Here is a 20,403-nt window from a genome sequence, read left to right on the forward strand (position 1 = left end):
CGTTGTGCTAAAGACGAACATGTTCATTGTTTGAACGTTTTTTGTTGCTAAATTCATATTTAAACATTAAAATTTCTTTAATGATTATTTTTCAGGAAATTTTAAGATAAATTTCAGAGGGAATAGAAGGGAGAAAGTTTATGTCATCAATGATTGAATTCCGTGATGTACAAAAATATTACGGTAAGTTTCACGCACTAAAGGACATCAACTTAAAAATCGATAAGGGAGAAACTGTTGTTTTGATCGGACCTTCAGGATCTGGTAAGAGTACTCTAGCCAGAACTGTTAATGGTCTGGAAACAATTCAAGAGGGACAGTTGATCATCAACGGTCATGATATTGCCGACAAGTCGACTGATATCAACCGTATTCGTACAGATGTCGGGATGGTTTTCCAACATTTTAATTTATACGCCAATAAAGACGTTCTTGAAAATGTTATGTTAGCTCCAAGAATCGTATTGAAGTTGAGTGAAGAGGAGAATAAGAAAGCTGCTATGGCTTTACTAGACCAAGTTGGTTTGGCAGATAAAGCTCATAACATGCCTTCTCAGATCTCTGGTGGACAGGCACAACGTGTAGCCATCGCTAGATCACTTGCAATGAAACCTCGTTGCATGTTATTCGACGAACCAACTAGTGCGCTAGACCCAGAAATGATCGACGATGTTTTGGGTGTTATCAAGTATGTTACTAGCCAAAGTGATATGACATCACTTATCGTTACTCACGAAATGGGCTTCGCTCAGGAAGTTGCTAACCGTGTTATTTTCATGGCTGATGGTCAGATCCTAGAAGATGATGAGACAGAGAAGTTCTTCAAGCACCCTTCAAACGAACGTGCAAATCAGTTCTTAGGTAAGATCATTAAGCATTAAAATAGGGGGTATTTGATATGAAAAGATTCAAGTATTTGTCATTGATCATCACGTCATTGCTCCTAGTTCTGACGCTTGCCGGATGTGGAACACAACCATTATCTTCCCAAAATGTTTTGGAAAACGACAAGAAGTCGAACACGATTACTTGGGGTGTTAAGGCTGATCAAAAATTGATCGGTTTGATCGACGTTAAAGATGGTCAGGAAAAAGGTTTTGAAATTGATTTGGCTAAGGCTATTACCAAAAAAGTCCTTGGCAAGAATGGTAATGCGAAGTTCGTTACCGTTACATCACAATCACGTATTCCATTGTTAAAGAATGGAAATATCGATGCGATCATCGCGACAATGTCTATTTTGCCGGATCGTAAAAAGGTCATTGATTTTTCAGATTCGTATTTTGACGCTGGACAATCGATCTTAGTTAAAAAGAATTCATCTATTAAGAGCGTTAAGGATCTGAATGGTAAGACTGTAACTAGTGCTGTTGGTTCTAACTCAGTTGATAATATTCAAAAGATTGCTCCGAAGGCTCGAGTACTTCAACTTCCTGACTTTGCGCAAGCATTGACAGCTTTGAAGTCTGGTCAGGGTGATGCTATGACAACTGATAATGTTATTTTGGCTGGTCTAGCAGTTGAAAACCCTGACTACAAGTTAGTCGGTGGAACATTTACAACTGAACCTTATGGTATTGGTATCAATAAAGGTCAACCTGATTTCCGTAACGCCATCAACAAGGGTCTTGCAGAAGTTATTAAGGACGGAACATACAACAAACTGATCATGAAGTGGTTCGGTAATGTTCCAGGATTTGATTACAAGGAGGTGCTGAGAAAATGATAAAACTACTAGTAGATAATTGGTCAGCCTTTATTTCTGGATTCGGTTGGACAGTCTTATCCAGTCTCTTGGCACTATTCTTCAGTTTGATCATCGGTTCACTGTTCGCTATTTTGGAAGTTATGCCTAGTAAAGTTGCTCGTGTGATTGGGAATGTTTATGTTGAAGTTTTCCGTAATATCCCGTTGTTGGTTATCACGATGTTCTTCTATCTGGTTATTACACTATACGTGGTGAAAATCAATGGATTCACAGCCGGTACGATTGGACTGACGATTTATACTTCAGCCTTTATCGCTGAAACAGTTCGTTCAGGTATTAACTCAGTTGATGTTGGTCAGATGGAAGCCGCCCGTGCGCAGGGAATGACTTTTTGGCAAGCTATGCAGAACGTTGTTTTGCCACAGGCATTCAAACTGGTTATTCCGCCACTAGGTAATCAATTCATTAACTTGGTTAAGAATTCATCAGTTCTAGCTTTCGTGGCTGGATTTGACTTGATGTATCAAGGTAATGCGATTGCTTCAACAACCTTTGAAACAGTCAATACATATGTTGTTGTCGGCTTGTTCTACTTAGTTATTACATTGCCGATCAGTTATTACATGCAACATCTAGAAAGAAAATTAGCTTAGGGGAGGACGTATTATGCAAAACTGGATAGACGCGTATTCATGGATCAATATACGATTCCTGCTCCAAGGGCTAGAAATCACAATTTTGATCTCAGTAATTTCAGTAGTATTAAGTTTTATTTTTGGTTCAGTTCTAGGAATTATTCGTTATGCGAAGATTCCATATTTTTCAAGGATCATTGGTTTTATTATCGATGTTATCCGTAACTTACCATTGCTTTTGATCATCTTCTTTACATACTTTGGTTTGCCAGCATTTGGTTTCAAACCAGATACGATTCCAGCAGCCATTTTAGCGATGACAGTCTTCGAATCAATGATGATCGCCGAGATTATCCGTTCAGGTATTTTGGCTGTTGATATTGGTCAGATGGAAGCGTCTCGTGCTATGGGTATGAAGATGGGCCAAGCTATGTGGCACGTTGTTTTACCACAGGCTTACAAAAAAATGATCCCAGCTTTGGTTAGTCAATTTATTTCATTGATCAAGGATACTTCATTGGCAACGATTATCGTTGTGCCAGAGTTGATGCAACATGGACAAGTGGTTTATGGACAAAATCCTAATTACATTATTCCGGTCTTCGTTGCGATGGCTATAATGTACTTTGTTGTTTGTTACGCTTTGTCGTTGTTGTCTAAAGTTATTGACAGACGAATGGCTTAAAAAAATTAGAATGCGCAAGCATTCTTTTTTGTTTGGTTTGTGGTTGGTTATGCCGCCTGCGGTTGGAAGTGAGTGAGCCTGCTGTGGGACCGACTTCAGCCAAGGTCTGAAGTCTCGCATTTGAACTCCGCATAGACCGCAAATTTCAAATGTCGTCCAGTAGAATGGGAACGGCATGAACCGCCGTTCTCATTCTACTATCACTGCTGGCTCGTCACTTCCATCCTCCGGCTGAAGTATCCGCTGTTAGTGTTGGGATGCTCAATCTGGGTGCTAGTGCTGCTAGTATTAGCTGGAGGTGGAGAGATTTTTACCAGCCGTGAGTGTGGCGTAAGCCACAGGACGAGCTTTAAGATTTGCGAAGCAAAGCTCAAAGTCGAGGTCCGAGACCATGGCTCGGGCCGGTCCCCACGGCAGGTAAAACATCTCGGAATCGTAAGCGGCAATAGAAAACCAAAATTAGAGAATTATTAAAATGAAAGCTTGACTTATAATTTAATTACTGATAATATTCAAGTCAATCAAATAAATAAATATAAGTGTCTGAAGCAAGTAGTACTGCATCTGTGTGTAAGAAAGCCGGTGGTTGATGCGAACCGGTCAGGGTGTACGTCATGAAATACCAGACATGACTTGGTTTTTCCAAGCGGGTAAAGAGAACCGTTACTTCTCGAGAGTGGAGAATATTTTATTCTCAATCTGGGTGGTACCACGGTTATTAGTCGTCCCTGTTGCGTAAGCAATAGGAACGACTTTTTTTGTATCTAGGGTTTGGAAAGGGAGATTAATTATGGAAAACAAAGTCAGCTTCAGAGAGGCAATTTCAATTTTAGTAGTAATGTTAGTCGTCTTGGGATTCAGTGTTATCAAATTTGGATTATCACCACAGACACCAGTTCTAGTGGTTATTGGATTATTAGTTCTTTGGGCTAAGGTTCGTGGAGCTAGTTGGGATGATATTCATGCTGGAATTATTGATGGTGTTAAGAATGGTATCGTACCGATTTTTATTTTTATTCTGATCGGTGCTTTGATCGGTACTTGGATTGCGGCTGGGATCATTCCTTCAATGATGGTCGCCGGATTCCACATGATTTCAGTTCAGTGGTTCGTTCCTTCAGTCTTCATCGTTTGTGCGATCATCGGAACCTCTGTCGGTAGTGCCTTCACAATTATTTCTACTCTAGGTATTGCATTATTCGGTATGGGAACAACAATCGGTGCTAATCCAGCCTTGGTTGCTGGAGCAATTATCTCAGGAGCAATCTTTGGAGATAAGACTTCACCACTTTCAGATTCAACTAACTTGGCTTCAGCTATAGCAGAAGATGACCTATTCGCTCATATCAAGAACTTGATGTGGACGACGATTCCTGCTTTTATTATTTCTCTTATCCTTTACGCTATTATTGGAAAAAGCGGTTCATCAAACGCTAGTTTAGGAAATATCAACACAACTTTGAATGTTTTGAATAGTAACTTCGTTATTTCTTGGTGGGCTATCTTGCCAGTGGCACTATTGTTCGTATGTGCGATCTCTAAGGTTCCTGCTATTGCTACCTTGATCCTGAATATCACCGTTACAGTTGGAATGATCTTCATTCAAAAACCAAGCACGCAGATTAAAGATGTTGCAGGTTTCATCGAAAGTGGATTTGTTTCTAAGACTGGTAATTCAGCTGTTGATGCCTTACTTACTCGTGGTGGTATCACTTCGATGATGGGTACAGTTTCATTGATCTTCTTAACTCTTTCATTAGGTGGTCTGTTGATGAAGTTCAACGTCATTCAAACAGCCATGACACCACTCGCTGCTAAGCTTAAGACTCCGGGTTCAGTCGTTACAGCAACTATCCTTTCAGGTATCGGAGTTAATATCTTCGTTGGTGAACAATACTTATCAGTTATCTTACCTGGTAAAGCATTCAAATCAACCTTTAACAAACGTGGTCTTGATAACTTAGCACTCAGTCGTGTACTTGAAGATGGTGGTACAGTTATCAATTACTTGATTCCTTGGGGTGTTGCCGGAGCATTCGCAGCCAATACACTCGGTGTTTCAACGTTAGCCTTCTTACCATTCTGTTTCTTCAGTTTATTATCACCAATTCTTTCTATTATTAGTGGCTTCACTGGAATTGGATTGAAACGTTTGGATAAGTCAGAGAAGACTGCTGATAATGATGATACTGTTACGGCATAATTATTTTCAGAAATATTCCATATTAATTACTGAAAAAGTAGTTTTTATGGAATATTTTTTTGCCTTTTTTGACCTTACAAAATTGTAAGGTCAGGTTATTCTAATCACACTAAATCAGTATATTTATTAGGTAGAATTAAATGTATAATGGAACAAGTCTTTTTGAAAATAGGGAGGAAATATGAAAAGGATTAAACTTACAATTTGGGGAATTGCCGCTGTCATGGCAATTATTGCTATAGCCGTGATCGTAGGCAAAAGCAACGATGACCAAAATGATAAATACAACACTTATACAGTGAAATCAGAACAAACTGATAACTTCACAGGTGTTGTTCAAGCAGACCAAAAACACGCCGTCAGTGATGAACCAAAAGCTGACGATGAAACACTCGCATCATCAAATGTCAGAAATGGCGAAGAAGTTATCAAAGGACAAGTTCTCTTTACATTCTATCGAAACATGTCTAGTGAGATTGCTTCAGCTAATCTAGAGATCAGACAAGCTCAATTAGCCATTCAACAATTGAACACAACAACTGATAAGAATACTGATTATCAAATCGAATTAGCTAAGGACCAAGCCGTCTTAGGTGACGCTCAAGATAAACTAAATAAATTGACTAAAGCACAAAGTCGTACGGTTCTAGCACCAACTGCTGGACTTTATTTTAAGGATAGCGAAGGCCGTAGTTTTGTTTACGGTACACCGATCATTGAGGGTAATGTCAATGAATTCTCATTGGATAAGATCAAAAAGGGCAAGTCAGTTACTGTTATCAAGAATAATGGCGACAAGATCAAGGGAACTTATGGTTCTAAGGACAAGATTCCATACAATAATGGTGCTGTTTCTTACTATCACTTCCAAGTAAACACTGATGAAACTTTGACTTATGGAATGCATGTCCAGATTCAAAATAAAACTCGTGGTTTCAAGATTCCTAAGACCGCTGTTAAGTCAGGCGATACAGTTTATGTTGTCAAGAATGACAAGAAACACCGTCGTGTACTTGATTTAACTAAGTATGATAACAATTATTACGTCAAAAAAGGAATCAAGGCTGGCGATAAGCTGGTCTTGTTCTAGGGCGGTGATTTCATGTTAAAGATAAGTAACGTGGGAAAATCATACGGCCAATTTAAAGTCTTACAAGATATTAACTTAGAAGTTCCCGAGGGCGAATTTTTGGCTATCATGGGACCATCTGGTTCTGGTAAGTCAACCTTGATCAATATCCTGGGACTTTTGGATCAAGATTATACTGGTGAATATTTATTAAATGATAAGAATTATAAAGATACTTCTGATAACCTTTTATCGCGTATTCGTGGTGATCAATTGGGATTTGTTTTTCAGAATTTCAAACTATTAACTACTTATAATGTCTATGAAAATATCGAAGTTCCATTGGTGTATAGCAAGACAGAGCAACACAATAAGCTAGAACGTGTTGAAGATGTAATCGAACAAGTTGGTTTGGCAGGCAAAGAAAAAAGCCGTCCTTCAGAGTTATCTGGTGGACAGCAACAGCGTGTGGCAATTGCTCGTGCAATCGTTAATCACCCTAAGCTGATCATTGCGGACGAACCAACTGGGGCTTTGGATACTAAGACTAGTAAGGAAATCATGGATATTTTCACGAAGTTGAATCAAGCTGGCACGACGATCATCATGGTTACTCACGATGAAGAAGTTGCCCAGTACGCGATGCGAACAGTCTATATTCGTGACGGAAGACTATATCATGACGCAAAGGATGTGTTTAAGAATGATTGATAAGATTATGATCGCATTCAAGTCGATTGGTAAGAACAAAAATCGCAATTTTCTAACGATGTTAGGAATCATCATTGGTATTGCCTGCGTTATTGCCATTTTAGCTGTTGGTGATGGTTTCACGAAGACAATGACTAAGGGTATGGGAACACACAATGACAAGGGTCGCGTCACAATTAGTTTTCAATCGTCGTCATATGATGATGTAACTAGTGGTCTCACCCAAAACGACGTTAGCACTTTGGAACGAGTATCTGGTGTCGATCACGTCAAGCTAGACAGCAGTAATACTGCTGCTACGGCTAAGATTCAATATAAGACTAAGCGTGAATCAACGGATTTGAACAAGGCACCTAAGCATTTGAAGCTATATAAGGGTGTCGGCACGACGATCGATAAGTCGGATATGAGTAATATTTTTATCTCACATGGCTTAGCAACACGTATCTTTAAAGGTGAATCAGCGTTGAACAAACCGCTTATTATAGAGGGAAATGTCTTCATCATTCGTGGAATCTACAAGGTTAGTGACTTCAACTATCGTCCTGATATTTATGTTTCAAAAGATGTTTTCAAACAACTCTTCGCTAATCAGATCACACAAAATATTGCACGTATCTATGTGCAACCAGATGCTAATAAGAAGACTGTCGGTAAGCAAGCTGTTCAGCAGATGAAGAAATTTGGTGAAGACAAGCAGATGGGTAGTTATTCTGTTTCTAATCCAGATCAAATCAGTAAGACCTTCACGAAGATGTTGAATTACATTACTTACTTCGTAGCATTAGTAGCCGGTATTTCACTATTGATCGCTGGTATCGGCGTTATGAACGTGATGTATATCACTGTATCAGAACGACGCAAAGAAATCGGGATTCGTCGTGCCTTTGGGGCAACCTCGAACGATATCCGCAGTCAGTTCTTGATCGAGAGTGTGGTACTTTGTGTTATCGGTGGTTTGATCGGTATTATCTGCGGTTATGCACTGGTAGCTGTCATCAATGCCTTCTTACCATTCAAGGCAATCGTGACCGGATATTCATTAGCTATCTCCTTGTCAGTTTCAACTGCGGTCGGCTTGATTTTTGGTTTTATTCCATCAAATAAAGCTGCACAATCACCACTGGTTGGATTACTTAAGGAAGAATAGTTAGTTTTAAAAAGGGGATTAATATGAAAAAATTATACAAATTAGATGGCTGGACCTTGTTTGCAATGTTTTTGATTTTAGCATTCATGGAATTGATACAGATGTTCTTATCTAATCAAAGAATCGGCGCCGCTCCAGCAATGGGCAAAGCCTTGGAATTAGGAATGTATACTGTAACGATTATTTTTAGCTTTGCAATTTATTACGGCGTTATGTACCTAGTATTGAATAATAATGAAACGGGATTTCAAAAGACGATTTTTGTCAATATCGTGATTGGATTAACGTTGGCCTCATTGTTAAGCATCATTGCTGATTTAATTACCGGTAAAGCTCCTAATATTTGGATCAAGATAGTAATTGGTTTGATCGGTAATGGCTTGATTGCTTGGACTAACTGGAAAGAATTAGATGTTTCCCAAAATAGTAAAATCAAGATCAGTGTTTGTACAGCAATCTGTTTTGTTGTATCATCACTCTAATAGTGTAACGGCGTTATGAGTCTGGGCAGAAATGTTCAGGCTTTTTTATTGTCATAATTGTATTTGATTATACTGGATCGAAATAGAGATAGAATGGATATTCATGCTATGCTGTAGGTAAACATTGCCGGAAAGGGCCATAATTATGAAGAAGATAGTAATCTTTCTTGTGACAGGACTTTCAGTGTTATTCTTAGCGGGATGTCAGTCCGCCGACGATTCTGATAGGGATAGTGCTAAGGATAAAGAAGCGTCAGCACAACAGGTTCAGAAGCAGACAATTGCGAAGAATAAGACTAAGTGGGATGCACAAGTGGCTAAAGCCAAAAAGATAGATGTGACTTCTATTGGTGAGACATCCTCATATGTTTTCCCTAGTAGCATTAAGAAATTCAAAGAAGCTAAAAGTCTGTTGATCAAGGGAACAGTTGTTAATTACGAGAAACTATCTTATATTCACGACGATGCTTACACGAAGGCATCTATTAAGATTGATAAGGTGTTGTTAGGTAATCAAAAAAAGCTTGAGGGCAAAACCGTTACTTTAATATTACACGGTGGTTTAACCAAATCGAGTGATTATCTATCTGATAAAAATGATTTAGAGTATAACGGCGTTTCGGTCAACCCTCATTCAGATGAAGAACTATATATCCATGATACTGATGCACCACTACCAGCTATCGGATCAAGTATCATCACAGATATTAATTACGTTGAGTATGATGACCAAGATAGTACCGCTTTTGCGAATGCCATGCGGCTGAATAAAATCAAAACCAAAACTGTCTACCGACCACGTGCGGAACAATTTACACTTTGGGTCAAGGATGCTGGTGCCAAAGAATATGTACTGAATAATGAGAACCAGAGAAACAATGCCGACCCCAATGATCTATCTTCAGAAACAGCCTTTACTAAAGAGATAAATGACGCTTATAATAAATAAAAATAACCTCTCGTTGGAGTTTTCCAACAAGAGGTTATTTTTGTGTTTAGTCAGTGAATGATTGATTCAATTTGTTCAATCCACTGTCATTAAACTTGATGTCATCTAGTTGCGATGATTTATCGTGCATGATATTGGTGATCTTATCAGTCATATCATCAACCGTTGACTGCTCAGAATCTTCAGGGAAGATACCCACGATTATGTAGTCGATCGGTGTCTTATCGTTACCCCAAGCAATGGGATCTTTGAATGTTAAAGTCATTGTGTGAACATTACTCTTTTTCTCGCTAGTAGCAAACATGAAGACAGCACGGTCTTCGATAATGATATTTCCGGCAGCGGCACTTGCGAAGATACTGCTTTGAATGTTCTGTTCGTCAATATTGAATTCATCGGCAGCCTTTTTTGCGGCCAATTTTAAGGCACTGAGTTGATTGTTATCCTTTAATTCGATATTTGCAGTTGTGTGGTTTTTTCTAAAAATTTTGAACATAATATATATCTCCTTTGCATTTTTATAAATTCAACGAAGCGGTTCGACATGTCTTAACTTCTCTACATAAGTTATGATATTCTATCGAACCCGTTTCATAGCAAGGGAAAAGTCCAAAAAAATTTTAAAGATTTATTTATCGAATGATATATGAAACTAGAATGGCATGGCAGTAGTGATCGTTGGTATGATTCTAATAACCAATATAAAGGAATAATTATGAGTAAATTTGCTGGAATGATAATAATGATGATAACTTTTATACCACTGACAGCTTGTTATCAAACTGAAGCTGAGTGTACAAACGATGCAAAGAGAATGCTGGATGAGCGCATCGCTAGATTTGAACTTACCAACATGCCTATTTTGGATATTATTTATACTGATATGATCTTTGATTTGAACGGCACAAACAAAGGCAGCAACAAATCAGAAGAAAATTCTGATATAGTTATTATGCGGGATAAAGTATTTTTCCAAGTTGGATATCGAAAAATCAACATCCAAAAAAATAGATATAATAACAAATTAAACCGTTCAACGGTGAAGTAGGGGAAGAATGAAAAAAATCTGGGGAGTTTTGGTAATTCTGTTGGCAGTTGTGACGCTGATCAGTTGTAGCAATAGTGCTCACAAAGCTATAATAGTAAGACTGAAAATGAGAATGCTTCATTAAAGCGTAAAATCAAAGTTAATAAAAAACATTGGAACAAGATGACTTCAGCCGCCATAATTGAATATTTACCTGGCAGCACTAACTTTGATGATGTTTTTCCAAGTACTTGGCATGATATGAAGCATAAAAATGATTATGTAATTGAAGGTACGATCGTTAATTATGAAAAAATGGAACATCAGCCACTGCTTGTGCAAACTAAGGCAACGATCCACGTTGATAGAGTTTTGAGTGGGAGTAAAACTTTGGAGCATCAATACATTGCTACGACGGTTCCGATGGGATTTGCCTTTTCAAAGGACATTAAGTCCAGCGTTGACGGTAGTTCTGATCAGAAGAATACGGAGGTTCTTTATCGACAAACGAACTTCCCCTTACCGAAGATAGGTAGTCAGATAATTACTGGTATTAAGTCTAATAAGAAGAAGTTTGAACAGAACCGAGCATTTAAAAAAGAAATGGCTAAGTACAACTTAAGTGGTTCTGATTCATATTTGATCACAGAACCAAATTATAATTTCTGGATTAAAAATGATGCTGGCAAGTTCATTATCAATAATCTTGATATTAGGAATATGAAGAAGAGCAACCCTAATTACGATAAGGTATACAGTCTTGTGGAATTGACCAAACAATTAAATAGTAAGGTTAAGTAGTCCATGATATTATATGAGCAAAAGGGGTGAGGACTATGATGTATTCTTCAACATTGATAGTACTTTTACTTATTGGTCTAATTTGGTATATGGCTTCGAATAATAATAAAACAGTTAATAATAAGAAAGTAACGCCTATTTTTATTGGTGTTATCGTAGTGGCGGTTCTGGTTATTACAGTTATGCCGATGATCGGTGGCTTTGGTATGTTCCACGGTATGGGTGGTTATGGCATGGGAATGCGCTGTTGGTAATGATTACACAATAATATAAATCAAAAAATGAGATCTCAATTATGAGGTCTCATTTTTTTAATGTAGAAATTTGATATATCAAGCTAGTATTTGTGTACAAAAAACGAATTTGTAACTTATTTTGTAGTTCATAAAAAAGATAGAATAACTTTCGAAAGCGGTTTCACATAGGGAGGAATAAAAATGAAAGAAGTAACACCTAAAGGAGGACTGGAGAACTCGTCAGAACGCAAAAAGAGATCCAAGTTTCGGCAAAAGTTCGCCAATAATGGTCCTTTCATTATCTTTGCGTTGCCGGGTGCCATCTGGATGGTATTTTTCTTCTATATTCCAGTATTCGCCAACGTTGTAGCATTCAAGGATTTCAAATTTTCACCAGATGGATTCATGGCCAGTCTTGCACAAAGTAAGTGGGTCGGATTCCAAAACTTCAAATTCCTATTTTCTTCAAATGCAGCATGGCTGATCACCAAGAATACGTTGCTCTATAACTTAGGATTCATTACCTTGAATCTGATCATTGCCGTATTCTTCGCCATTGTAATGAGTGAATTGAGACATAAGAAGTTAGTTAAGACGTATCAAACATCAATGCTTCTACCATATTTCTTATCATGGGTTATCATTGCTTACTTCGTAATGGCATTCTTGAACCCCGAAAAAGGATTGCTTAACTCAATGCTTCACACAGATATCAACTGGTACGCTGAACCGAAGTATTGGCCATTCTTCCTGTTGATGTTAGGAACTTGGAAGGGTATCGGATACAACAGTATTTTGTACTTTGCGACAGTAATGGGTATCGACCCAACGTACTACGAAGCTGCCATGGTCGATGGTGCTGGTAAGTGGCAACAGATCAAGAACATCACCATCCCCCAACTATTACCATTGATGACACTAATGACGATCCTAGCAGTTGGTAATATCTTCCGTGCTGACTTCGGATTGTTCTATACGGTTCCACAGAACTCAGGGGCGTTGTATAACGTTACTTCAGTTCTAGATACATACATTTATAACGGATTAACTGCCACAGGTGATATCGGTATGTCTAGTGCTGCCAGTTTGTATCAATCAGTTGTTGGTTGTATCTTACTTGTTTCGACAAATATGCTTGTACGTCGTTTTGACGGCGACTCAGCACTATTCTAAGAGGTAAAAAAATGACTAAAAAGAAAGCTATTGAGGATGTTACAGTACGAGCCTTCGGTAAGAAGACTGACTTGTTTTTCAACGTTATCATCGGGTTATTCGCCATTACGTGTATCTTACCGTTATTCTTCGTAATCGTGATTTCGTTGACTGATGAAAATACTTTGTCCCAATATGGTTACCAACTATGGCCTAAGAAATGGAGTTTCGCAGGTTACGAGTACTTGGCAACAATGGGTGGCGAGTTGATGAGATCGCTCTGGATTTCAGTGATCGTAACGGTCTTCGGTACGATGATCAATGCGACATTCACTTCCACATACGCCTATGCTATTTCGAGAAAATCGTTCAAGTATAGAAAATTCTTTACGATCTTCTGCTTGATCACAATGTTGTTCTCACCTGGTATGGTTGCCAATTATATCGTTGTTACTAACATGCTTCACTTAAAGGATACCTTGTGGGCTTTGATCTTGCCGATGGCTGTCAGTCCTTTCAATATCATCGTTATGAGAACCTTCTTCAAGCGCCAGGTTTCTGAATCGATTATCGAGTCAGCTCGAATCGATGGTGCAAGTGAATTGAGAATCTTCTTACAGATTGTTATTCCACTAGCTGTTCCTGGTATTGCGACGATCAGTTTGTTCGCAGCACTAGGTTACTGGAACGATTGGTTCAATGCTCTTCTATATATTTCAGACGATAAACTAGTTCCACTGCAATACTTATTGATGAAGATTCAAGCTAATATCGAAATGCTGACACAAAATGCCGGAACTGGTGCTCAATTTGCTGGTGGTCTAGCTGCTGTTCCTAAAGAAGCAACGAGAATGGCGATGGTTGTTATTGCGACACTACCAATCGCCGCAACCTATCCATTCTTCCAAAAATACTTCGTCCGTGGTCTTACTATCGGTGGTGTTAAGGAATAGGGGGCGTGTATGAAGCCATTCAAATGCACCAACTTAAGTGCAACAGAAATTGAAGAGATTGAATTCATTGTTAAGCATCATAATATTGATTTACATAATCTTTCCAAAATAACCTTGTGTTTAGTACCAGATGGTAGTTTAAAAGACGAATTTAGTTTGTATCGCTCGAGTAGGTTTTTGAAGATAACGGCTAATAGTCTGAATGGTATCAAATATGGCTTATGTGAATTAAAGAATACTGGCTACAAGCAAGTGAACTTACATTATACGGCACGATTATCTGAACGGGCAGTGATGATCGATTGTGGTCGTAAGTACTTTTCAGTCGATTTTTTCAAGAAGTTGATCGAAGAAATGTTTGTTAATAAGTTTAATACACTTCAATTACACCTTTCGGATAATGAGGGATTTCGAATTGAATCGGAGCTGGTTCCTGAGGCTGTTTCGTCAGAGTTCTTAACCAAAAAAGAAATTCGAGAAATCGTTGCTTATGCACATAAGTTTGGAATACAGATTATTCCGGAGTTAGACAGTCCAGGTCATTTGAAACAAGTCTTATCAAAGCATCCCCAATTCCAACTGCCGAATTCCAATGGCTTGAATATTTCTGATGAATCAGCAATTGAATGGTTCAAACAAATTTTACGTGAGTATTTTGAGTTGTTCGCTGATAGCAAGTACTTCCATATCGGTGGCGATGAATTCGTTGAGTTCGATAAGATCAATGATTATCCCGAGTTAGTTGCTTACGCTAAGAATAATATCGATACTCAAGCAACAGGAATTGACACGTACTTACATTACTTGAATCAAATTGCGGAACTGGCGACCCAAAGTGGCTTTGTTCCGAGAGTATGGAATGATGGCTTGTTCAGGGATGAATATCCAGATCCAGTCGTCAAGCTGAGTACGGATTTTGAAATAACTTACTGGACCAAGTGGAACTCAAAAATGGCACCGGTCCAAACGTTCATTGATCATGGATATCAAGTTATCAATTACAATGACGGTTACTTCTATCATGTTCTAGGCGAAGCGGCGTCATATCAATATCCCACTGTCAAAAAGATCGCGCGGTGGCAAATCAATGAGTTCCCAGAATATCAGTACGTTGAAGATATAAGCAACATTAAAGGACAGTCGATGAATGTCTGGTGTGATATTCCCGATGCCCAAACTGAAACAGAAGTCTTACATGCATTAACAAAATATATGCCGATAATCCACGGAAAAGAGTGGTGCGTTCGCAATAGGTGATTTTAATTTTAATAAATGGGTGGTAATTATGAGGAGATCTGTGAAGTACGTTTTAGGCTTAGTACTAGTTCTGATAGCAGCGATCGGTTTAACTGGTTGCGGCAATAAAAAGGAAGCTAATAAAGATTCTGTTCCAACGATATTGATGTATCAAATCGGTGACAAACCTAAGAACTACGATACTTTGATGGCTAATGCGAATAAGATCCTGGAGAAAAAAGTTCATGCCAAACTGAAGATCCAATATATCGGCTGGGGTGACTACGCACAGAAGATGGCCGTTATCGTTTCATCAGGTGAGAACTACGATATTGCCAAAGCTGATAATTATGTTGTTAATGCGCAAAAAGGTGCGTATGCTGATTTGACCAAGTTGCTTCCTAAGTATGCTTCAAGCGCATATAAGGACTTGGATGAAGCTTATATCAAAGGAAACAAGGTTGATGGTAAGCTCTATGCTTTCCCAGTTAACGGTAATGTTTTCGCACAACAAACATTAGCTTTTAATGAGAAATATTTAAATAAGATCGGTATGAATGCTGACGATGTTAATTCATACAAAGATTTGGAACCATTGCTAGCTAAGTTCAAAGAAGAGGATCCTAAAAAGGTTCCATTTGCGACTGGAAATATGTTCCGAGTTGCGGAGAGCTTCGATTACATTCTAAGTACTGAATTGCCTTTTGCAGTAGATTACAGCGAGGGTGCTGACGGTAAGACAATCATTAACCCATATGATAGTGAAACAATGAAGAGTGATCTGCGTGTGATTCGCAGTTACTACAAGAAGGGTTATATCGATAAGGATGCTGCCACAAATAAGACAGGTTATCCACTGACCACTGATAATTGGTTAGTTAGACAAGAGACTCAAGGTTCATTAGGTGTTGGTAATCAAGCCTTGTCAGAAGCTGCTGGTAAGGAAATGGTCTCAAGATCGATCACAACTCCAGCTAAGACTAATACACAAGCACAGATGTGTGACTTCGTTATCAACAACGGTTCAAAGCACAAGATCACATCATTGAAGATCTTAGGTGAGATCAATAGTAATCCTGAATTATTGAACGGCCTTGTCTACGGTGTTGAAGGTGAATCTTGGAAGAAGATCGGCAATGACAGAATTGAATTATTGAAGGGTTACAAAGATGGCTATCACATGGCTGCTTGGAATACTGGTAATGCGGATATCGTCTACAATACCAAAGATGTAACTGATGAAATGTTGGAACAAAAACGTGTTGATACTGAGAATGCTGTACAATCACCAGCTTTGGGATTCCAATTTGATTCATCAAACGTTAAGACAGAGATCACTAATGTTGCGGCGGTTATGAACAAGTATATTGCGGACCTTAATACCGGAACAGTTGATCCAGACAAGACGATTCCTAAGCTCGACAAGGAATTAAAGAGTGCTGGTTACGATAAGGTAATGAAAGAAATGCAAAAGCAATACGACAAGTTTTTACAAAAATAATAGGGGGACCATTCAATGAAGAAATGGGTTAAATATTTATTTGGATTAGTGCTTTTACTATCGGTAAGTGTTGTTGCAGTAGCATGTGGAAATAAAAAAAGTTCATCTGGTGATGGCGATACACCAACATTATTGATGTATCAAATTGGTGATAAGCCAAAGAACTATGATACTTTGATCGCCAATACTAACAAGGTTCTAGAAAAGAAAGTTCATGCCAAGTTGAAGATTCAATACATCGGTTGGGGTGACTACGCTAAGAAGATGCCAGTAATTGTTTCATCAGGTGAGAATTATGATATCGCTAAGGCTGATAATTATGCGGTCAATGCCCAAAAGGGTGCCTATACTGATTTGACAAAGATGATGCCAGAATATGCTCCAAAGGCATATAAGAACCTTGATCCCGCTTATATCAAAGGTAACAAGGTTGACGGTAAACTTTACGCTTTCCCAGTTAACGGTAATGTATATGCCAAACAAGTAATTACTTTTAACAAGAAGTATGTCGACAAGTATGGTTTAGATATCGACAATATCAAGTCATACGATGACTTAGAAGCTGTTTTTGCCAAGTTCCACAAGGAGAATCCTAAGGTTCAAACTTTCGCATTAGGACAAACTTTTAGAGCCGCATCAGATTTTGATTATCCACTAACTGATGTTTATCCATTTGCAGTCGATGTTGTTGACGGCAGAGAAAAGATCGTGAACCAATACGATACTGATAAGATGAAGAGCGTCTTAAGAACTCTTCACAAGTACTATCAAGAAGGATACATTGCTAAAGATGCCGCAACTAGTGTTACTGATTACCCAATCAGTGGTAACACATGGCTAGCACGTCAAGAGACACAAGGACCTTTTGATTACGGTGACAATTTACTAACTATTACAGCTGGACAACCACTAGTATCAAAGGCTGTGACACCAGCTATTAAGTCAGCTGCTCAAGCTCAAATGTGTAGTTTTGTTGTAAGTAGTTCTTCTAAGCACAAGGAACTTGCAGTAAAAGTTCTGGAAGAAATGAACACTAACCCTGAGATCTTGAACGGATTAGTTTATGGTCCTGAGGGTGAAGGTTACAAGTATGTTGATGATAAGAAACGTGTTAAGTTGCTCAAAGGATACAAAGAGAAATATCACTTGGCTGCTTGGAATACAGGTGACAACAGTGTGATCACACCAACTGAAAACGTTACTGATGAGATGATCGACACACGTGTAGCTGATACAAAAGATGCTATCAATTCACCAATTCTAGGTTTCCAATTCAAGACTGACAAAGTAAAGACAGAACTAACAAATATCTCTAATGTAATGAACAAATATATCTCTGGTATTAACACAGGTACTTCTGATCCTGACAAGGTAATTCCTAAGATGGACAAAGAACTAAAGGATGCTGGGTTTGATAAAGTTCAAAAAGAAATGCAAAAACAATATGATGCATTCCTAAAAGACAACAAGTAGAGATCGATTAGAGATTGTGGTTATTTCACAATCTCTTTTTGCTTTGAGATTAGAAATTAATATGTATACTAAACAGTGTAAATATGATTAAGGGGAATTATCATGGTTTCAAAATCCATTCAAGTACTCTTTATACGGATATATACGATCATCAAATTGAATCTGATCTTTTGGGCTTTAGCTTTTGCGGGAGTACTTGTTGCCGGCATTGGCCCCAGTGTTCTGACGGTCAGTGAGTTGTATTATACTCACGGATTTGATTACCGTGAAATAACATTTAGATCAGCTTGGTCCAAATTCAAGACTAATTTTAAAAAAGGAAATACGATTTTTTGGACATTTGCGGCAGTTGAAATATTATTGTCTTATAGCCTATACATGTCAGTTCAATTACATGGTCTTATCTTCATTATCAGTGACTTTGTGATTATCGCTATACTGCTATTGGCGATCTGTTTGTTCTGGTATGTGATGAATATCCAAAGTGGTTTTGTAATCAACTATCCTAATTCTTTGAAATTAGCTTTGGCACATTTCTTTTATAATTTTTTTGATAACGTTAAGGAAATTATCGCTTTGATCATCATTATCGGAGTGACTTATCGTTATAAGGGATTGATCCTCTTTGCGAGTGTCAGTGCCATGATCTTGATTACACACGCAGTCGGCAAAAACTGGCTCAAGCATGTGGATGAAGTTTATAAATAATGAAAAAATTTGTTAAAACCTTTTTAAAACACCAATATAACTTGCATCAGATAATGTACCTCTATACCAGGATCTTGATGGCGACTGTTACTGTCGTAGCACTGATTCTCTTGGGAGTTGCACTATCTAATATTAAGTTTCAATCTAATCAATCACTGTTGATCGGATTGTATAATTCCGCTGACACGATGGGTGACCAGCAGGCTGAGGTCAATAAGTTTGCTCGTGATCTATCTGATGATCCGATTCGAGTGGCTAACTATCGAGATTTTTTTGCCATGAACTCAGAAGATTATTTGAATAAGAGTCAGGAGGAATTTTCTGGTCAGACGTTCTATTATTTACCGACAGTGATGTATGACTTTTTTGATCAGAATAGTAGTTTTCAAAAAGTTACTCTGAATGAGAATTCTTCAAAGGACAGTATGGTAGTTACGCCTAAGGAAATCGGTGGTATCCGGATCAAGGCCAATAAGGTGCGAGCTGAGGGATTGTATTACACGGTGCCACTTGTCGACAAGACATCACTTAGTAATTTTGGCTCAGTCGTCGTGAACGTTTCACCGCAACGGATAACCCAGCGATTCGACAAGTTGAGCTTTAACAAGAGTCTGCAGTTTCTGGTCTTGTCAGATACTGGTCAGATTCAATATGGCTATCATCTCGATGAGCGTCTGAGATCTAAGAAGCTGAAGAATTATTGGCTGGGTCAGGATCAGCAATTTATTTCAAAAGATCTCAGACAGAGCTATTTCATTAAAGGACTCAATATGCCGGGTAATCGTTATATCTACACGTTGATCCCGAAGCAAGATGTCTATCTGAAAATGATCATTTGGTCAGCGATGATCATTGGCTTAGCTATCGCGATCGAGCTATTTCTCAAGTGGAGTTTTCGCTGGGTCTTCAAGTATTACAACAAGGAATTGTTGTGGATGACGAATTCGATGACGGCTATTTCTAATGGTGAGATCAATGCTAGATTGCATGTTCCGAGACAAGCTGGCGAGATCAGGACGCTGGCAGAAGGTATCAATACGATGCTTGATGCGATCGATAAGTATGTCTTGCAGATCTATCAATTGAAGCTGGCACAAAAAGATGCCAATTTGAATGCTTTGCAGTCGCAGATCAATCCGCATTTTCTTTACAATACTTTGGAATATATTCGGATGTATGCCTTGAATGAGGGTGAGGATGAATTGGCTGAGGTTGTTTTCAACTTCGGTAGTTTGATGCGAAATAACATTAGCCAAGAGACGAATGTTCCGTTGGAACAGGAATTTGATTTTGCGGAAAAATATAGTTACTTGTATCAGATGCGTTATCCGGATCAAGTCTCCTATCAATATTCAATTGCGGACGAAGTCAAGAATGTTGTCGTTCCTAAGTTCATTATTCAGCCGCTGGTTGAGAATTATTTTAAATATGGTTTGGATCTGACGAAAATTGACAATGCGATTCACGTATCTGCAATTAAAGAGAGCAATGAGTGTGTGATCAAGGTTGAAGATAATGGTAAAGGGATGTCAGAGACAGCCATCAAGCAGCTGAAAGATCACTTAGATTCAGATATTGATACGTTGATGAAGAATTCTAAGTCAGTAGGGATAGCCAATATTCAAGCACGGATGCAGATCAAGTTTAATAAAGAGTTTGATTTGGATATTTATCGTAACAAATACCAGGGAGTCACAATACAAATGTCGTTCAAATTGAGGTGA

The 20,403-nt window shown here is 38.4% G+C and carries 21 protein-coding genes; 20 read left to right on the plus strand and 1 reads right to left on the minus strand.

Annotation, left to right across the window (positions count from 1 at the left end; all coding sequences use genetic code 11):
- Positions 1–149: 149 nt before the first annotated feature.
- From JCM14932_RS01745 to JCM14932_RS01790, 10 genes are all read left to right on the plus strand, one after another.
- Positions 150–881, plus strand: coding sequence for an amino acid ABC transporter ATP-binding protein (locus JCM14932_RS01745; protein ID WP_025023339.1), 732 nt, complete (start codon positions 150–152; stop codon positions 879–881).
- A gap of 17 nt (positions 882–898) precedes the next feature.
- Complete coding sequence (locus JCM14932_RS01750; protein ID WP_025023340.1) at positions 899–1,726, plus strand: glutamate ABC transporter substrate-binding protein; 828 nt, start codon at positions 899–901, stop codon at positions 1,724–1,726.
- Positions 1,723–2,361 (plus strand): amino acid ABC transporter permease, encoded by a 639-nt coding sequence (locus JCM14932_RS01755; RefSeq protein ID WP_025023341.1) that lies wholly within the window; start codon positions 1,723–1,725, stop codon positions 2,359–2,361. The genes JCM14932_RS01750 and JCM14932_RS01755 overlap by 4 nt, the downstream gene beginning before the upstream one ends.
- Positions 2,362–2,374: 13 nt before the next feature.
- A complete protein-coding gene (locus tag JCM14932_RS01760) occupies positions 2,375–3,028 on the plus strand; it encodes an amino acid ABC transporter permease (protein ID WP_025023342.1) in 654 nt (217 codons plus the stop codon).
- Between the two features lie 790 nt (positions 3,029–3,818).
- On the plus strand, positions 3,819–5,231 hold the full coding sequence (gene nhaC, locus JCM14932_RS01765) for a Na+/H+ antiporter NhaC (RefSeq protein ID WP_025023343.1): 1,413 nt from the start codon (positions 3,819–3,821) through the stop codon (positions 5,229–5,231).
- Between the two features lie 181 nt (positions 5,232–5,412).
- Complete coding sequence (locus tag JCM14932_RS01770; protein ID WP_025023344.1) at positions 5,413–6,321, plus strand: efflux RND transporter periplasmic adaptor subunit; 909 nt, start codon at positions 5,413–5,415, stop codon at positions 6,319–6,321.
- A gap of 12 nt (positions 6,322–6,333) precedes the next feature.
- A complete protein-coding gene (locus JCM14932_RS01775) occupies positions 6,334–7,011 on the plus strand; it encodes an ABC transporter ATP-binding protein (protein ID WP_025023345.1) in 678 nt (225 codons plus the stop codon).
- Positions 7,004–8,161 (plus strand): ABC transporter permease, encoded by a 1,158-nt coding sequence (locus tag JCM14932_RS01780; protein WP_025023346.1) that lies wholly within the window; start codon positions 7,004–7,006, stop codon positions 8,159–8,161. The genes JCM14932_RS01775 and JCM14932_RS01780 overlap by 8 nt, the downstream gene beginning before the upstream one ends.
- A 23-nt stretch (positions 8,162–8,184) precedes the next feature.
- Positions 8,185–8,643, plus strand: coding sequence for a hypothetical protein (locus JCM14932_RS01785; RefSeq protein WP_025023347.1), 459 nt, complete (start codon positions 8,185–8,187; stop codon positions 8,641–8,643).
- A gap of 145 nt (positions 8,644–8,788) precedes the next feature.
- A complete protein-coding gene (locus JCM14932_RS01790) occupies positions 8,789–9,592 on the plus strand; it encodes a hypothetical protein (RefSeq protein WP_025023348.1) in 804 nt (267 codons plus the stop codon).
- Positions 9,593–9,638: 46 nt separating this feature from the next.
- On the opposite strand, the gene JCM14932_RS01795 is transcribed toward JCM14932_RS01790, so the two are convergent.
- Entirely contained in the window at positions 9,639–10,088 is a 450-nt protein-coding gene (locus JCM14932_RS01795; RefSeq protein WP_025023349.1) for a PTS sugar transporter subunit IIA, read from the minus strand.
- Positions 10,089–10,238: 150 nt separating this feature from the next.
- On the opposite strand from JCM14932_RS01795, the gene JCM14932_RS01800 reads away from it, so the two are divergent.
- From JCM14932_RS01800 to JCM14932_RS15815, 10 genes are all read left to right on the plus strand, one after another.
- Positions 10,239–10,640 carry a hypothetical protein gene (locus tag JCM14932_RS01800; RefSeq protein WP_155832054.1) on the plus strand — a complete coding sequence of 134 codons (402 nt, stop codon included), beginning with the start codon at positions 10,239–10,241 and terminating at the stop codon, positions 10,638–10,640.
- A 162-nt stretch (positions 10,641–10,802) separates the two neighbouring features.
- A complete protein-coding gene (locus JCM14932_RS01805) occupies positions 10,803–11,420 on the plus strand; it encodes a hypothetical protein (RefSeq protein ID WP_025023351.1) in 618 nt (205 codons plus the stop codon).
- A gap of 35 nt (positions 11,421–11,455) precedes the next feature.
- On the plus strand, positions 11,456–11,674 hold the full coding sequence (locus JCM14932_RS01810; protein WP_025023352.1) for a hypothetical protein: 219 nt from the start codon (positions 11,456–11,458) through the stop codon (positions 11,672–11,674).
- Positions 11,675–11,857: 183 nt separating this feature from the next.
- Positions 11,858–12,829, plus strand: coding sequence for an ABC transporter permease (locus tag JCM14932_RS01815; RefSeq protein ID WP_025023353.1), 972 nt, complete (start codon positions 11,858–11,860; stop codon positions 12,827–12,829).
- An 11-nt stretch (positions 12,830–12,840) separates the two neighbouring features.
- Positions 12,841–13,761, plus strand: a complete 921-nt coding sequence (locus JCM14932_RS01820) for a carbohydrate ABC transporter permease (protein WP_025023354.1) — start codon at positions 12,841–12,843, stop codon at positions 13,759–13,761.
- A gap of 9 nt (positions 13,762–13,770) precedes the next feature.
- Positions 13,771–15,018 (plus strand): family 20 glycosylhydrolase, encoded by a 1,248-nt coding sequence (locus JCM14932_RS14210; protein ID WP_025023355.1) that lies wholly within the window; start codon positions 13,771–13,773, stop codon positions 15,016–15,018.
- Between the two features lie 28 nt (positions 15,019–15,046).
- A complete protein-coding gene (locus tag JCM14932_RS01830) occupies positions 15,047–16,498 on the plus strand; it encodes an ABC transporter substrate-binding protein (protein ID WP_025023356.1) in 1,452 nt (483 codons plus the stop codon).
- 15 nt (positions 16,499–16,513) lie between these two features.
- Positions 16,514–17,971: an ABC transporter substrate-binding protein gene (locus tag JCM14932_RS01835; protein WP_025023357.1), complete on the plus strand. Its 1,458-nt coding sequence runs from the start codon at positions 16,514–16,516 to the stop codon at positions 17,969–17,971.
- Between the two features lie 102 nt (positions 17,972–18,073).
- On the plus strand, positions 18,074–18,679 hold the full coding sequence (locus tag JCM14932_RS01840; RefSeq protein WP_025023358.1) for a DUF624 domain-containing protein: 606 nt from the start codon (positions 18,074–18,076) through the stop codon (positions 18,677–18,679).
- Positions 18,679–20,403, plus strand: coding sequence for a sensor histidine kinase (locus JCM14932_RS15815; protein WP_051528049.1), 1,725 nt, complete (start codon positions 18,679–18,681; stop codon positions 20,401–20,403). The genes JCM14932_RS01840 and JCM14932_RS15815 overlap by 1 nt, the downstream gene beginning before the upstream one ends.

The organism is Companilactobacillus nodensis DSM 19682 = JCM 14932 = NBRC 107160, assembly GCF_000615905.1.
Lineage (GTDB): Bacteria > Bacillota > Bacilli > Lactobacillales > Lactobacillaceae > Companilactobacillus > Companilactobacillus nodensis.